Annotated in this window: 12 protein-coding genes and 2 pseudogenes; 13 read left to right on the top strand and 1 reads right to left on the bottom strand. The window is 38.5% G+C overall.

Translation table 11 applies throughout. From position 1 onward, the window contains the following. Positions 1-133: 133 nt before the first annotated feature. Positions 134-592: a methylated-DNA--[protein]-cysteine S-methyltransferase gene (locus tag CYP64_RS04250; protein WP_103648899.1), complete on the bottom strand. Its 459-nt coding sequence runs from the start codon at positions 590-592 to the stop codon at positions 134-136. Positions 593-718: 126 nt separating this feature from the next. On the opposite strand from CYP64_RS04250, the gene CYP64_RS04245 reads away from it, so the two are divergent. From CYP64_RS04245 to CYP64_RS10490, 13 genes and pseudogenes are all read left to right on the top strand, one after another. After that, a complete protein-coding gene (locus tag CYP64_RS04245; protein ID WP_103648807.1) occupies positions 719-3,304 on the top strand; it encodes a bifunctional aconitate hydratase 2/2-methylisocitrate dehydratase in 2,586 nt (861 codons plus the stop codon). A 36-nt stretch (positions 3,305-3,340) separates the two neighbouring features. Beyond that, positions 3,341-4,552 carry an ankyrin repeat domain-containing protein gene (locus CYP64_RS04240; RefSeq protein WP_103648806.1) on the top strand — a complete coding sequence of 404 codons (1,212 nt, stop codon included), beginning with the start codon at positions 3,341-3,343 and terminating at the stop codon, positions 4,550-4,552. An 8-nt stretch (positions 4,553-4,560) separates the two neighbouring features. Further along, complete coding sequence (locus CYP64_RS04235; RefSeq protein WP_103648805.1) at positions 4,561-5,307, top strand: SDR family NAD(P)-dependent oxidoreductase; 747 nt, start codon at positions 4,561-4,563, stop codon at positions 5,305-5,307. 9 nt (positions 5,308-5,316) lie between these two features. Continuing rightward, entirely contained in the window at positions 5,317-7,011 is a 1,695-nt protein-coding gene (locus tag CYP64_RS04230; protein ID WP_103648804.1) for a Na+/H+ antiporter NhaC family protein, read from the top strand. A 2-nt stretch (positions 7,012-7,013) separates the two neighbouring features. Further along, positions 7,014-8,117, top strand: a complete 1,104-nt coding sequence (gene trmA, locus CYP64_RS04225; protein WP_103648803.1) for a tRNA (uridine(54)-C5)-methyltransferase TrmA — start codon at positions 7,014-7,016, stop codon at positions 8,115-8,117. 25 nt (positions 8,118-8,142) lie between these two features. Further along, a complete protein-coding gene (gene ilvA / locus CYP64_RS04220) occupies positions 8,143-9,354 on the top strand; it encodes a threonine ammonia-lyase (RefSeq protein WP_103648898.1) in 1,212 nt (403 codons plus the stop codon). 101 nt (positions 9,355-9,455) lie between these two features. Further along, entirely contained in the window at positions 9,456-10,151 is a 696-nt protein-coding gene (locus tag CYP64_RS04215; RefSeq protein WP_103648802.1) for a DUF4230 domain-containing protein, read from the top strand. 16 nt (positions 10,152-10,167) lie between these two features. Further along, positions 10,168-11,091 carry a Dyp-type peroxidase gene (locus CYP64_RS04210; RefSeq protein ID WP_103648801.1) on the top strand — a complete coding sequence of 308 codons (924 nt, stop codon included), beginning with the start codon at positions 10,168-10,170 and terminating at the stop codon, positions 11,089-11,091. A gap of 49 nt (positions 11,092-11,140) precedes the next feature. Further along, positions 11,141-11,563, top strand: a complete 423-nt coding sequence (locus CYP64_RS04205; RefSeq protein WP_103648800.1) for an EamA family transporter — start codon at positions 11,141-11,143, stop codon at positions 11,561-11,563. Positions 11,564-11,771: 208 nt separating this feature from the next. Continuing rightward, positions 11,772-12,503, top strand: a pseudogene (locus CYP64_RS10500) (cache domain-containing protein); the annotation flags it as partial. Positions 12,504-12,806: 303 nt separating this feature from the next. After that, a complete protein-coding gene (locus CYP64_RS10495; RefSeq protein ID WP_374057371.1) occupies positions 12,807-13,739 on the top strand; it encodes a methyl-accepting chemotaxis protein in 933 nt (310 codons plus the stop codon). A 198-nt stretch (positions 13,740-13,937) separates the two neighbouring features. After that, complete coding sequence (locus CYP64_RS10285; RefSeq protein ID WP_258032934.1) at positions 13,938-14,783, top strand: cache domain-containing protein; 846 nt, start codon at positions 13,938-13,940, stop codon at positions 14,781-14,783. Positions 14,784-15,509: 726 nt separating this feature from the next. After that, positions 15,510-15,890 (top strand): annotated as a pseudogene (locus CYP64_RS10490) (methyl-accepting chemotaxis protein); the annotation flags it as partial. Between the last annotated feature and the right edge of the window lie 49 nt (positions 15,891-15,939).

Raw genomic sequence — 15,939 nt, 5'->3', positions numbered from 1 at the left:
AAATCACTCACGTTCAAGATGTATACAATGGCGCTAAAGCACTGCATGCGTTTTAAATATTCTGATAAATTTTAAAAATGTTCGCTTGTAAATTTTAAAATTTGATAGACTTTTATTTTGCTGTAAATTTTAGCTATTTATGCTTTGCTTCATGCTCCAAAAGCCAGATTTTAGTTGGCAAGCCATCTCCGCCTGAGTAGCCACCAAGCCCGCTGCTAGCTAGCACTCTGTGACAAGGGACGATGATAGGCACTGGATTTTTAGCATTGGCTGATCCTGCTGCTCGGTAGGCATTTTTGTGGCCTACAGCAAGTGCTAGAGCTGCGTATGTGGTCGTTTCTCCATATGGTACTTTTCGTAAGGCCTCGTAAATTTTTGCTCTAAAATTAGTTGTTTTTATATCAAGTCTAATGCTAAATTTTTTAAGCTTGCCATTAAAATAAGCCTCTAGCTCATCCAAGCAAAGCTTTAAATTTTCATCTTTTACCGCAACTTTTTCAAATTTATCTACAAAATTTATCTCACAAATTCCATTTTCGCTAGCGATGATCTCCAAAATTCCGATAGGCGATTTTAGGTAAGCTTTTGACACATTTGCTCCTTTAAATTTGAAATTTTGGGCAAATTTTACTTTAGTTTGTTTTGCTTTTTGATAAAATGCAAGCAAAACTAGCGATTTTAAACTAAAAATAACGAGCAAAAACCACAAAGGAATTTCATGAGCTTTTTTACCGACTACGAAAAACACGTGAGCGAGCGAGAAAAAGAGGGCGTGCCACCGCTTGCGCTAAATGCCAAGCAAACAAGTGAAGTTTGCGAGCTAATAAAGATTGCCAGCAAGTCTAGTTGCGACGAAAAGGCACAAAGCGAGCTAAAATTTCTTATAAATTTGCTTGAAACTCGTATCAATCCCGGCGTTGATGATGCAGCGAAGATAAAGGCAGAATTTCTTGGTGAAGTAATAGACGGGCTTGCTGTTAATGGCCTTGACGCTATGCGTGCTATTAAAATTTTAGGCAAGATGCTTGGCGGATATAACGTGGAAATTTTGGTGCGAGCTCTAAAAAATAGCAATGAAAATATTGCACAAGCTGCGGTAAATGAGCTAAAAAATATCATCCTGGTGCATGAATATTTTGACGAGATCGCAAAGCTAGCAAGTAGCAATAAATTTGCAAAAGAGGTGCTTGCTTCTTGGGCAAATGCAGAGTGGTTTACGCATAAAAAGCCAATTGAAGCCTGTATAAACGCAGTCGTTTTTAAAGTACCTGGTGAGACAAATACTGACGACCTAAGTCCAGCGAGTGAGGCCTATACAAGGGCCGACATACCACTTCACGCAAAAGCAATGCTTGTTAAAAAGATGCCTGAGGGTCTAGAAATTTTAAAAGAGCTTAAAACTCGTGGTAAAAAAGTGGCTTATGTTGGCGATGTGGTTGGCACTGGCAGCAGCAGAAAGAGCGGTATAAACTCGATCCAGTGGCACCTTGGCGATGAGATAGAGGGCGTGCCAAACAAAAAAACGGGCGGCATCGTGATCGGCACGACCATAGCTCCGATATTTTTTAACACTGCTGAAGATAGCGGTGCACTGCCGATAGTCGCAAACGTAAATGAGCTTGAGATGGGCGATGAGATAGAAATTTATCCATTTAAAGGCGAAATTTATAAGCTTATTGGCAGCGATAAAAAACTCGTGGCAAATTTCAAACTAAACCCAAATACTCTAAGCGATGAGATAAGAGCAGGTGGCAGGATACCACTTATGATAGGACGCCAAGTGACCAAAAAGGCCAGAGAGGCTCTAGGGCTTGGCGAGGAGCAAATTTTTATAAAGCCAGATCAGCCAAAAGAGCTGGGCGGTGGCTACACGCTGGCTCAAAAGATGGTTGGCAAGGCTTGCGGCGTAGCTGGTGTTAGAGCTGGGGCTTATGTGGAGCCAGAAATTTTGACCGTTGGCTCGCAAGATACGACAGGGCCGATGACTAGAGATGAGGTAAAAGAGCTTGCTAGCCTTAGCTTTGGCGCAGATTTTGTTTTGCAAAGCTTTTGCCACACGGCCGCTTATCCAAAACCAAGTGATCTTGTGATGCATGAGAGCTTACCAAAATTTATAAATTTACGTGGCGGTGTGAGTCTAAAGCCAGGCGATGGCGTCATCCACTCTTGGCTAAACCGCATGGTACTGCCTGATACGGTGGGCACTGGCGGCGATAGTCACACGAGATTTCCTATCGGTATCAGCTTCCCTGCTGGTAGCGGCCTAGTCGCGTTTGCAGCGGTACTTGGAATGATGCCACTAAATATGCCAGAGTCAGTTTTGATCAAATTTAAAGGCGAGCTAAAAGAGGGCGTGACGCTCCGTGATCTTGTAAATGCGATACCGTATTTTGCGATCAAAAAAGGGCTTTTAAGTGTTGAGAAGAAAAACAAAAAGAACGTTTTTGCAGGTAAAATTTTAGAGATAGAAGGGCTTGAGAGCTTAAAAGTAGAGCAGGCGTTTGAGCTAAGTGATGCTTCAGCTGAACGCTCGGCTGCGGCTTGTGTGGTAAATTTGAGCGAGGCTAGCGTTGTGGAGTATATTCGCTCAAACGTTGCGCTAATAGACGCAATGATAAAAGCAGGCTATGAAAGCCATGAGACGTTACTTAGACGAAAAGAAAAAATGCAAAAATGGCTTAAAAATCCAACTCTTTTAAGAGCAGATAAAGATGCAAAATACGCTGAAATTTTGGAGATTGATTTATCGCAGATAGATGAGCCTATTTTAGCTTGCCCAAATGACCCAGACGATGTGGCAACGCTAAGTGAAATTTTAGCTGATAACAAAAGAGTGCATAATATCGATGAAGTTTTTGTGGGAAGCTGTATGACAAATATAGGCCATTACAGGGCGCTCGCTAGAATTTTGGAGCATGAGAGCAAGCTTACAACTAGGCTTTGGATCGCACCGCCGACAAAGATGGATAAAAGCACACTTGAAAATGAAGGCGTTTATGAAATTTTTAAAAGATTAAATGCAAAAACAGAGGTACCAGGCTGCTCGCTTTGTATGGGTAATCAAGCAAGAGTAAACGACAACGCAGTGGTATTTTCTACTTCAACTAGAAATTTTGATAACAGAATGGGTATGGGTGCCAAGGTTTATCTAGGAAGTGCCGAGCTAGCCGCTGTTTGTGCACTACTTGGGCGTTTGCCAAACATCGATGAGTATAAAAAAATAGTAAGAGAAAGTCTTGGTTTAAACAAAGATAAAATTTATAAATATCTAAATTTTAATGAAATAAGTGAGTTTAGTATATAAATTTGTTACAATATCGCGGAATTTTAAGGAGCTTTGATGAAAAAAGTAGTTTTTTTTCTCTTTTTTAGCGTTTGTTTTTTGATAAATTTACACGCTTTAGAGTGCAGTGATCTTGCCAAAAAAGAGAGCTTTAAAACTACTCCAAACGGACTTGCATATATAAATGAGAGTCTATTTTATTGCGATGGCTCACTTATAAATTTACAAGAGATAAAAGAGCTTTTTGATGCTAGTATGGCTGTGAGAAGCGAGTCTCAAAGCTGTGTCGGCGATGGCGTTTATAGAGAAAATTTAAATAAGCTTAGATGGCTTTTGCTAAAAGCGTCATTCGCACCTGAATTTTACGCAAAAGAGCTTGCAAAGCCTGATATTGCTGAAGAGCAAAAAGATGTCAGAATGGAGTATTTTAGATACTGGGCAAATGAAAGTTTGTTTAATTTTTTAAAATATAAAAAATTTTTAGAAGCCTATAAAAATGCTCAAACTCCGCTTGTAAAATTTTATGAAAGCCTTGGACTTGATACGCCAAGTGCAGCGTATTACGCAACTAGTGTGGTAAATGAGTTTTTGACATTTAGTGTTGGCAAAAATATAAATAAGGCTAAAATTTTAACCCCTGAACAAAAGATGATCGCCCAAAAGATAAGCTTTGATGAGCTGGCAAATTTTCTTTACTCAAAAAATTTTAGTATCGCTGAACTTACAAATTTGCTTAATATTGCACTTTTAAACGAAAAGAGTAGCGATATGATAAAAGAGATCATAAGGCGCGGAGCGGATGTGAATTTGGGCGATGAGACGCCTCTATTTTTTGCTTTAAAAAATATAGAAAATGTAAAAATTTTACTTGCAAATAAAGCCGATGTAAATCACAAAAATTTCTTTGGAAAAAGTGTACTTTTCTATGCTGTGCAGTTTAGCGATAAGCCACTTTGTGAGCTTTTGCTAAAAAATGGTGCCAATGCGAACGAGAGCTACATAGATGAAAATGCCAAGATGAATATGATAAATTTGGGTATGACGCAAGTAGAAGATACGTGCGGTCTAGAGCATACAAGCAGAAGCGTTTTTATGCATGCAGCAGCTCATGCAACGCCAGAAATTTTAAAACTTTTGATAGATAACGGCGCTGATATAAACGCGACTGATGATGCTGGATTTAACGCGCTTGACTATGCCATGAAAGAACAAAACGAAAATACGATCAAATTTTTAGAAAATTTGGGTTTAAAACCAAATTTCAATTAGGAAAAATCATGAAAAAGACAGCTTTTGTAACCGGTGCAACATCTGGATTTGGCGAGGCGATCGCCAGAAGACTCTCAAAAGAGGGCTACAAGATAGTCGCTCTTGCAAGGCGAGAAGATAGGCTAAAGAAGCTTGCAGGTGAGCTTGGCGATATACATATCATCGTAGCTGACATACGCGACAAAGAGGCTGTTTTTAAAGCGGTTGAGAGCTTACCTGATAAATTTAAGGATATCGAAGTGCTCGTAAACAACGCTGGCATGGCGCTTGGACTTGAAAAGACGATAGATGCGAAGGTGGAGGACTTTGAGGCGATGATAGACACCAATGTCAAGGGTCTTATCTACTCGACAAAGGCCGTTTTGCCGCTACTTTATAAACAAGAAAAGGGCTATATCTTTAACCTAGGCTCGACAGCTGGCTCATGGCCGTATCCTGGAAGCAACGTTTATGGTGCCACAAAGGCCTTTGTTAAACAGTTTAGTTTAAATTTAAGAAACGATCTAGTTGGCACAAATATCAGAGTGACAAACATCGAGCCAGGGCTTTGCAAGACTGAATTTAGCGAGGTTAGATTTAGGGGAGATAAGGCAAAGGCGGATAGTCTTTATGAAAATACAAATTTCATCACATCTGAGGATATCGCGACGATTTTGGTAAATTGTCTAAATATGCCTGGAAGTGTCAACATAAACAGGGTCGAAGTCATGGCAAATACGCAGACTTGGGCTGGACTTGCGATAGAAAAATTTTAAGGAGTTCTTGTGAGACAAATTTTATTATTACTTTTTTTTAGCGTTGCGCTTTTTGGTGTCGATCCAGAAGTGGCAAAGAGAAACGCTGAAATTTATGGCGTATTTACGCTTATACCACCTGTTGTGGCAATAGCACTTGCTTTTATCACAAAAGACGTTATATTGTCGCTATTTATCGGTGTTTTTAGCGGAACGTTTCTAATAAACATCATCAATGAAAACATCTTTATGGGTATCGTAAAAGGCTTTACAGGTATCGTTTCAAGAGTCGTTGAATCAATGGCTGATAAGACTGATTCAGGTATTTTGCTTCAAGTGCTTTGTATTGGTGGTGTGGTCGCACTCATCACAAAGATGGGCGGTACAAAGGCGGTTGCTCTTTGGCTTAGCAAAAAGGCAAAAACAGGTATCTCTGCTCAAATTTCAACTTGGCTCATGGGAATTTTTGTATTTTTCGATGACTATGCAAATGCCTTAATAGTAGGCCCTATTATGAGACCAATAAGCGATAAATTTAAAATCAGCCGCGAAAAACTAGCTTTTATCATCGATGCTACTGCGGCACCGATCGCTGGTATTGCTATCATCTCGACATGGGTTGGCCTTGAGGTTTCACTCATTGAAAAGGGATATGAGCTAGTTGGAGAGACTGGAATTAACGCTTATTCTATATTTATCGAGACAATTCCATATAGATTTTACAACCTTTTTATACTATTTTTTATAGTTTGTACTGCCTTGATGCAACGTGAATACGGCCCAATGCTATTAGCTGAAAGACGTGCTAGAAAGGGCGAACTTCATTCAGGCAAAACTCAAATTCAAGACTTAGAAGATAAAACACTTGAGCCAAAAGAAGGCGTAAAACTAAGCGCCTCAAACGCTGTCGTGCCACTTCTTGTGCTAGTTATTGGTGCTTTTACTAGTTTTTACTTTAGTGGTCTTGCTGCACTTGAGGGCGATGCTCTTAAAAATGCACTCGCTAATCCACTTTCATTTTCTACATTTAAAGATACTTTTGGCGCAGCAGACTCAGCTACATCACTATTTCAAGCAGCATTACTTGCTAGTATCGTAGCTATCACAATGGGCGTTTGGCGTAAAATTTTTGACGTAAAAGAGGCTATCAGCACATGGGTAAAGGGCTGGAAGACTATGATAATTACGGTTGTGATTTTGCTCCTTGCGTGGAGTCTTAGTGCTGTTATCAAAGAGCTTGGCACATCAAGATATTTGGTTGATCTATTAAGCTCTTCAACACCTAAATTTATATTGCCAGTTGCTGTTTTTATCCTTGGTTCGTTTATTAGCTTCTCAACTGGAACAAGCTACGGCACGATGGGAATTTTAATGCCTCTAGCTATCCCACTAGCTTATGCGGTCGGCAAAAACTACGGCCTAGAGGGCGATGCGATGCACGCTTATATGATCGTAAATATTTCAGGCGTGCTTACAGGCGCGATCTTTGGCGATCACTGCTCACCGATATCGGATACTACGATACTTTCATCAATGGGCGCAGGATGTAATCATATCGATCACGTCTCAACTCAAATGGTCTATGCGCTTAGCGTTTGTGCGGTTTGTGTGCTAGTTGGTTACTTGCCAGTTGCTCTTGGTCTTAGTGTTTGGATCGCGCTTCCTTGCGGATTTTTAGCGATTTGGGCGCTAGTTAGATTTGTTGGAAAGAAAGTAGAAGCATAAATTTGGATTGCAATTATCTAAAAGAGTGCGGCTCTTGCACTCTTTTTGCCCCTTACGATGAGCAAATTTTATTTAAAACTGACCTTGTAAAACAAAATTTTTCAGAGTTTTATGATGGCAAATTTGATGTGTTTAGCTCCAATCCAAAACACTACCGCACAAGGGCTGAGTTTGGTATCTGGCACGAAGGTAGCAAGCTTAGCTATACCATGCATGCAAGTGAGAAGGGCAAGAGAATTTTTATAGATGAGTGCCCTAAGGTTTGTGAGCAAATTTCAGAGCTTATGCCAAGCTTAATTTACAGCTTACAAGAGAGTGAAATACTAGGCGCAAAGCTTTTTGGCGTAGAATTTATCTCTTGCAAAAGTGGCACTTTAGTCACGCTTCTTTATCACAAAAAGCTTGATAGTGAGTTTGAAGCAGAGATTAAAAATTTAGCCAATAAGCTTAATGTCACGATACTTGCTAGATCTCGCGGGCAAAAGCTACTAAGTGGTGAGCTAAATTTGACAGACGAGCTAAATATTGGAGGTCAAATTTATAAATTTAGCCTAAGTGAGAATGCCTTTATCCAGCCAAATAAAGCCGTAAATGAAAAGATGATAGCCTGGGCAAAAGGATGTGTTGAAGCTAGCGGCGACTTGCTCGAGCTATACTGTGGACATGGAAATTTTACTATCCCGCTTTCGTTTAAATTTAAAAATGTCCTTGCCACTGAAATTTCAAAAAGCTCGATCGCAAATGCTCTTAAAAACTGTGAGCTAAACAAAGCTAAAAATATCAAATTTCTACGCATGGACGCTGATGAGCTTATGAGCGCATTTGCTGGCATTAGGGAATTTAACAGGCTAAAAGAGATAAATTTAAGCGACTTTAACTTCTCGCACGTCCTTGTAGATCCGCCTCGTGCAGGACTTAGTGAAAGTGTCGTAAAATTCATCAAAAAATTTAAAAATATCATCTACATCTCGTGCAACCCAGAGACTCTAAAAGAAAATTTAAAAGAGCTTTGTAAAAGCCATAAAGTGATAAAATTTGCCATTTTTGATCAGTTTGCAAACACTCATCACACCGAGTGCGGCGTGCTACTAAGGGCAAAAGAATAATTTTAAAAAGGAAAATTTGAAAAAAATGGTTTCACTAAATAAAATCATCCAAGCAAAGATCACGATCGGTCATTTCGTGACTAAGACCCCATTTGCACTAAGTGCAAAACTTAGTAAAATTTTAGGCGCAAGTGTTTACCTGAAAGAAGAAAATTTACAAAGAACTGGCGCATATAAGATAAGAGGCGCATATAATAAAATAGCTAGCCTAAGCGATGAGGAGAGAAAACGTGGCGTTGTCGCTGCAAGTGCTGGCAATCACGCTCAAGGTGTAGCAATAAGCGCAAAGGAATTTGGCGTGCATGCTTGCATCATCATGCCAGAATCAACCCCACTTCTAAAGGTTGCTGGCACAAAGGACCTTGGTGCAGAGGTCATCTTAAATGGCGATAATTTTGACGAGGCGTACGCTTTTGCGGTCAATTACGCCAAAGAAAAGGGCATGACCTTTGTTCATCCATTTAACGACGAGTACGTCATGGCAGGGCAGGGCACTGTGGGGCTTGAGATGCTTGATGAGATAAGTGATCTTGATATGGTCATCGTTCCAGTTGGCGGCGGCGGATTAGCTAGTGGTGTGGCTAGTTGCATAAAGCAGGTCAATCCAAAGACAAAAGTAATCTGTGTCGGTGCAAAAGGCGCTCCAGCGATGTTTAATAGCTACGGTGCTAAAAAAAGCATAAACTCAAAATCAGTCCGCACCATAGCAGATGGCATCGCTGTGCGTGATGCTAGCGAGATCACACTAGCAAATATTATTGAGTGCGTTGATGAGTTTGTGCAGGTCGATGACGAAGAGATCGCAACTGCGATTTTGTTTTTGCTAGAGACTCAAAAGATCGTTGTAGAGGGGGCTGGTGCAGCTGGCGTGGCAGCACTTATGCATGATAAGATCAAATTTAAAAAAGGTGCAAAGATAGGAGTGGTGCTAAGTGGCGGAAATATCGATGTACAGGTACTTTCTATCATCATCGAAAAGGGCCTTATCAAGTCTCACCGCAAGATGACTTTGCAAATAACGCTTGTGGATAAGCCAGGAGCACTTATGAGTCTAACAGATAGCCTAAAATCAGCAAACGCAAACATCGTGAAGATCGATTACGACCGCTTTTCAACAAGGCTTGACTATGGCGATGCTAATATCACGATCACGCTTGAGACAAAGGGGCTTGAGCATCAAGAAAAGATCAAAGAAGTGCTTGAAAAAAGTGGTTTTTCATTTTCTCAATTGTTTTAAAAATTTTTGCTATTTTGTGGATTTCAAGATAGCAAAAACAAGCTAAAATTCCTTTTACTTTACAAATTTAAGCTAAAATAGCAAGCTTTAAAGGAGAAAAAATGAGCGAATATGCAAATTTGATATTAGCTATCTTACTAGCTGTTTTGGCATTTGCGTTTTATAGGTCAAATAAGGCGTTAAAAAAGACTAAAGATGAGAGTCAAAATTTATCTGTAAGTACTGAAATTTCACAGCTAAAAAGCATTGGTGAGCTATCTGTTTTTCAAGTATATAGCAAAGAGATCGTCACAAAAACTGACCATGCGTTTGGAAATTTTGGTAAAGAGTATCTAAGGTGGCTGGTAAGCGAAAAGAAGCTTTCGATGATATTTGAGTTTGAGATAAATTTCATCTACGATCTAACTAGTCCAAAGCTCGAGATCATGCAGATCGCAAACTCTAGCTACAAGATAAAAATGCCCCCATGTAAGTATAAATTCTCAATCGCCGATATGAAATTTTACGATGAGAAAAATGGTAAATTTATACCATTTTTACTGCCTGATTCGCTAAATGGCTTTTTTGGAAGCACTTTTACAGAAGAAGATAAAAATAGGCTAATAGAAGAAGCTAGAAACGAAGTCAAAAAGATGAGCGTTCGTCTTATCTCTCAGCTTCAAGGTAAGATCCATAAATCGGCTCGCGACACGCTTGAAGCGATAGCAAAGAGCTTTGGGGCTAACAAGGTCGAATTTGTTTTTGATGATAACGATGAACAGATAAATTCACAGCTAAATTTAGAAAATATCGCATAAATTTAAAGGAGAAAAAATGAGTTTTAATTCACAAGAGGTCACACAAACACCTGGTAACAACACAGTCTTTCAAACATGGGTCTTAAAAGGCGACAAAAAGGCATGTAAAGAGGGCTTTGCTAAGCTTTGTGCTTTGGTTGTAAATTTAAATAAAACCGCAAAGGTTAGATTTGGTGCAAATGAAAATGTAAACTGCGTCCTTGGTGTGGGTCATGATGCTTGGAAAAAGCTTGAAATTTCAAAAGAATTGCCAAAAGAGCTTGTAAATTTTAAAGCGATCAAGGGCGATAAACACGAAGCCGTTAGCACAAAGGGTGATATCCACATCCATATCCGTGCGTTAAATGCGGCTGACTGCTTTGATATGGCACAAAGTGTAAAGGATGTGTTATATAAATTTGCTGATCTTGTAGACGAGGTGCAAGGCTTTAAATACCACGACGGAAGGGCGATCATCGGCTTTGTTGATGGCACTGAAAATCCTGATGGCGAGGATAGAGACCATTTTGCAAAAGTGGGCGACGAGGACGCTAAATTTAAGGGCGGAAGCTACGTTTTCGTGCAAAAATACTTCCACAAAATGCAAGAGTGGAACGCCACAAGCGTGAGCGAGCAGGAGAGAGTTATAGGGCGCTCAAAGCAGCTTGATATCGAAATGAGCGAGGATGAAAAGCCTAGCAACTCTCACTCAGCCGCAGCAAATGTTGGCGACGATAAAAAGGTCGTACGCGGCAATATGCCTTTTACTGAGGGCAGCAAGAGCGGTACCTACTTTATCGCTTATGCAAGCACATTTTCGACCGTTGAGGCGATGCTTAAAAAGATGTTCATAGGTGAGCCAAAAGGCAACTCAGATAGGCTACTTGACTTTAGTACACCTGTTACTGGCGCGCTATTTTTTGCGCCCACTATCGACATGCTAAGCGAGTACGAGGGTTAAATTTACAGTGGGGCGAAGCAAAAGCCTCTTTAAATTTATAAGGAAAAAGATGCCAGAGTGGTTTATCTACGCAGCCCTTTCGGCTATATTTGCTGCACTTACTGCGCTCTTTGCCAAACTTGGCGTAAAAGATATTGACAGCGATTTTGCAACATTTATAAGAACGATCGTTGTCATTTTGATGCTTGTTTTGCTTCTAAGCGTGGCTAAAAAATGGCAGCCATTAAGCTCGCTAAGTCCTAAAAACTGGCTCTTTCTCATACTAAGCGGCATAGCAACCGGGCTATCTTGGCTCATGTATTTTAAAGCGATGCAAGTTGGCAAGGTTTATCAAGTGGCTTTGGTTGATAAATTTAGCGTTGTGCTTGCTATCATTTTGGCTGTTGTTTTTCTTGGGGAGAGACTAAATTACAAAGAAATTTTAGCCATTTGCCTTATTATTTCAGGCGTTATTTTATTGATTTTCAAGTAAAAATTTATACTCTATATCTGGCTAAAAACCAAAAAACAAAACTATCTTATTTAGTGGTATTTTGTGATCTAAAATTTATTCAAAAATTTTTAATTATCAAGATATCTTTATTAATTTTTAAAAAGCATTAAATAGAGGGTAAATTTAATACTAATTTTAATTCTTTTTCGATAAATTAAAGCGATTTTAACTTTTTAAAGGAGGAAAGATGAAGTCCATAACTTCAAAGATAGCGATGATTATCATCTCATTGCTAGTTATTTCGTTTGCTGCTATTTCAGCAGTTAGCTACTATACAGCGGAGAGTAAGGTAGTAGAGTTGGTCAGCCAGACCCAGGATCAGATTCTAAGTGATATCAAAGCAACCACGGATTCTTTTTTTGAAGATTATTTAGAAGTTGCCAAAAAGTCTGCTTCAGATATAGCACAAATACCAAATAATGATGACTCGTACATGGAAAAAACAAAAATGCAAAAAGAAAGCGTTAGTCATCTAGTTACTGATATTTTTTATGGTCGCGAGAGTGATGGACATTTTTTCCAGTCTGACGGCACTAGAACAACTCCAGCCGATAACTACGATCCTAGAACTAGAGGCTGGTATAAAGCAGCAAAGAGTGCAAATGGTGCTATATATACCGAACCTTACAAAGCTGCCTTGTCTAATGCTTTAGTAATTAGCTTTGCCGCTCCAGTAAATAAAAATGGAAATTTTGATGGTGTTTTGGGGCTTGATTTAAATATAGATGCTTTAAGTAAAAAAATTCTCGAAATGGGTAAAACGAAATACGGTTACGTCTTTTTAATGAACAAAGACGGCGTAATGCTAATGCACAATGACCCAAACAATGTTGGTAAAACCGTTCCTGCTAGCAAATATATTGCTGAGGCTTTTGCAGCTAAAAAATTTGATGAAAATGGACTTATCCCTTATACAAACTATAAAGGCGAAAACGTAACCGCTAAAGTTCTTTCTATAAACGATCAAGGCTGGCTAGCCGTAGCCGCTATCGGAGCAGATACTTTTTCGTCTAATACCTTACCTTTATTAAAAGCTCAAATAATCTTAGCCGTAGCTTTTATAGTCATACTTTCGGCTATCGTATTTACTCTTCTTAAAAAATCCCTTAGCCCTATTAGAACTATTCAAACCAAGCTTGAAGACGCGTTTAAATTTATCACTTACGAAGCCCCTAATGCTCCGGAAAAAATAGTAGTAACTACGCAGGACGAATTCGGTAGAATGAGCGAATCTATTAACGAAAATATAGAAAAAGTCCTTAACGGCGTTAAAAAAGACAGCGCCCTAATAGACGAGATGAACGGTATAGCAAATCTCATGATAAAAGGACACATGGGAGCTAAGATCAATTCCGTGCCTAATAATCCGGCTTTAGTTCAGTTAAAAGATCTACTAAATAAATTCTTTACTTCTATTTCTGAAAATTTAAAAGGAATAGCCGTAGTTTTAGCTTCTTACAACAAAAACGACTACACTCCTAGACTAGAGCTAAAACCCGAGCTTGAAAGCGATCTAAGAGATATGATAGTAGGCCTTCAAAGCGCGGGTGACGCAGTAAGCAATATGCTAAGGGAAAATTTAAAAGAAGCTCAGGTTCTAGAAGAAAAAGCTAAAATCCTAGCAGAATCTATGAGAACCCTAACCGACGGAGCCCATAAGCAAGCCGACTCTATCCAAGAAAGCGCGGCTGCTATAGAAGAGATGAGCAGTTCTATGAACGCCATTAGCCAAAAAGCTAGCGACGTAACAAGACAAAGCGAAGAGATTAAAAACATCATCGTTATTATTAGAGATATAGCCGATCAAACAAATTTACTTGCTCTAAACGCCGCTATCGAAGCGGCACGCGCCGGCGAGCACGGTAGAGGCTTTGCCGTAGTTGCCGACGAGGTTAGAAAACTAGCAGAGCGAACTCAAAAATCACTTGGCGAGATCGAAGCTAATGCAAATGTTCTAGCTCAAAGCATCAATGAGATGAGTGAGAGCATCAGAGAGCAAAGCGAAGGTATAAATATGATAAATCAAAGTGTAAGTCAGATCGACAGTATTACAAAACAAAATATTGATATTGTCGGTACAACAAACGAAATTACTGATCAAATAGACGACATGGCTAAGACTATAGTAGCTGACGTTAGAAAGAATAAATTTTAATCTTAGAGCCGAATTTAGGGGTTTGCCTCCCCTAAATTCTAATTTTATCTCGCTGATTTTAACTATCTAAAATGAAAAAATAATTCAAAATTATTATTTAATGTATACATCACTATTTTGTAATTAATATTATTTAATACTGTTTAATATAAAAAAATATACAATCGCACCTTAAAAATTTTTGTAAAAGGACAGTAAATGCGATCAATTGCAAACAAAATATCTTTAATGCTAATACTGGCATTATTTATATCATTCTCGCTAATATCTTTAGCTAGCTATAACACAGCTCATGATAAAGCTATTGAGCTAGTAATACAAACTCAAAAGCAAATCTTAAAAGATGTGAAAATCATACTAAATAGCTTTTTTACCAATAATCAGTATGCTATAGAGAAAATGGCTGAGACTCTTAGTAAGATAAGCGAGAAAAGTGATGGCTCGATGAATGCTGATGGTATAAATTTAGCTTTATCTCAAGCAAAAGCTATATCTGGAAAAGAGATCACTCTTGTTTACGCTGGATATGAGGATGGGGCTATGTTTAGATCAAATGGGCAAAATAAAGCTGGATATGATCCAAGAGTTAGAGGATGGTATAAACAAGCTAAAGCCGAGAATAAACCAATATATACTGATCCATACATGGCAGCTTCATTAAATGCGATGGTTATAACTTTTGCTGCACCTATTAAAAATATTGGAGTTACGGGCATAGATGCATCTATTGAGGAGTTGAGCAATAATATATCGCAAATCAGTAAGACTGAATACAGCTATGCTTTTGTTACAGATCAAAATGGCAACGTTATAATGCACCCAAATAAAGAATTAGTCGGCAAACCTCATGAGATCGCAAAGAGTCTAATAAAACAATATAATGAAAAGAAATTTGATGAAAATGGATTAATAGCATATAAAAATACAAAAGGCGAAGATGTCTATGCTTATATGTTAGAGATAAATGACAAAGGTTGGTTGGCAATAACAGCAATGGATCAAAATATCTTTAGCTCGCATACTTTGCCTATTTTAAAAGTTTAAATTATTTTAGCCTTTATATTTATAGTTGTCTTGTCTGCGTTTGTATATTTCTTGCTAAAAAGATCGCTTAATCCGATTAAAACTATTACAGATGCCTTGGTTAGTTTCTTTAGATTTTTAAATTTTGAGATAAAAGAGCCAGTTGTTTCAAAGGTAGCAACAAAAGATGAATTTGGCGTAATGAGTAAACTAATAAATGATAATATTGCTAAAATTTTTGACAATGCCGATCAAGACTCTAGAGTGGTATCTCAATCTGTTGAGACTGCAAAGGCGATAGAAAATGGAAATTTGAAAGCAAGAATAGTAGATGTTCCAGCTAATCCAAAACTAATTGAATTAAAAGATGTCTTAAATAAAATGCTAGATGTTTTGGAGAAAAGAGTCGGTAGCGATTTAAATATGATCCAAAAAACTTTTAATGATTTTAGAAATTCTGATTTTACTTCAAGAATTTTGGATGCCAAAGGCAATGTCGAACTAGTAACAAACGAGCTTGGCGAAGAGATAGCTAATATGCTTGCGTTTAACTTAAAACAAGCACAATTCTTAGAAGAAAAAGCCAAAAATTTAGATGCATCAATGAAACAAGTAACTCAAGGTGCTAGCACACAGGCAAATTCTCTCCAAGAAAGTGCTGCTGCAATCGAACAAATGAGTAGCTCAATGAGCGCAATTAGTCAAAAGACTGTAGATGTTATAAAACAATCTGAAGAGATTAAAAATATCATCGTTATTATTAGAGATATTGCAGATCAAACCAACCTACTTGCTCTAAACGCTGCTATCGAGGCAGCACGTGCTGGTGAGCATGGACGAGGCTTTGCTGTAGTTGCGGATGAGGTTAGAAAACTAGCTGAGCGAACTCAAAAGTCACTTGGTGAGATCGAAACTAATGCAAATATACTTACTCAAAGCATTAACGAGATGAGTGAGAGCATCAGAGAGCAAAGTGAAGGCATAAATATGATAAATCAAAGCGTAAGCCAGATTGATAGCATTACAAAGCAAAATGTTGATATCGTGAGCTCAACGAATGAAATCACCGCCCAAATCGATGAAATGGCTAAGACAATAGTAGCTGATGTTAAAAAGAATAAATTTTAACCTTATAGCTTAACACCTAAAATTTTATTAATATTTCATCCTCAAAATT

It is taken from the genome of Campylobacter concisus (assembly GCF_002913945.1).
Classification (GTDB): Bacteria; Campylobacterota; Campylobacteria; order Campylobacterales; family Campylobacteraceae; genus Campylobacter_A; species Campylobacter_A concisus_P.
Note: the sequence above shows the minus strand (reverse complement) of the source record. Positions and strands in the feature narration are given on the sequence as shown.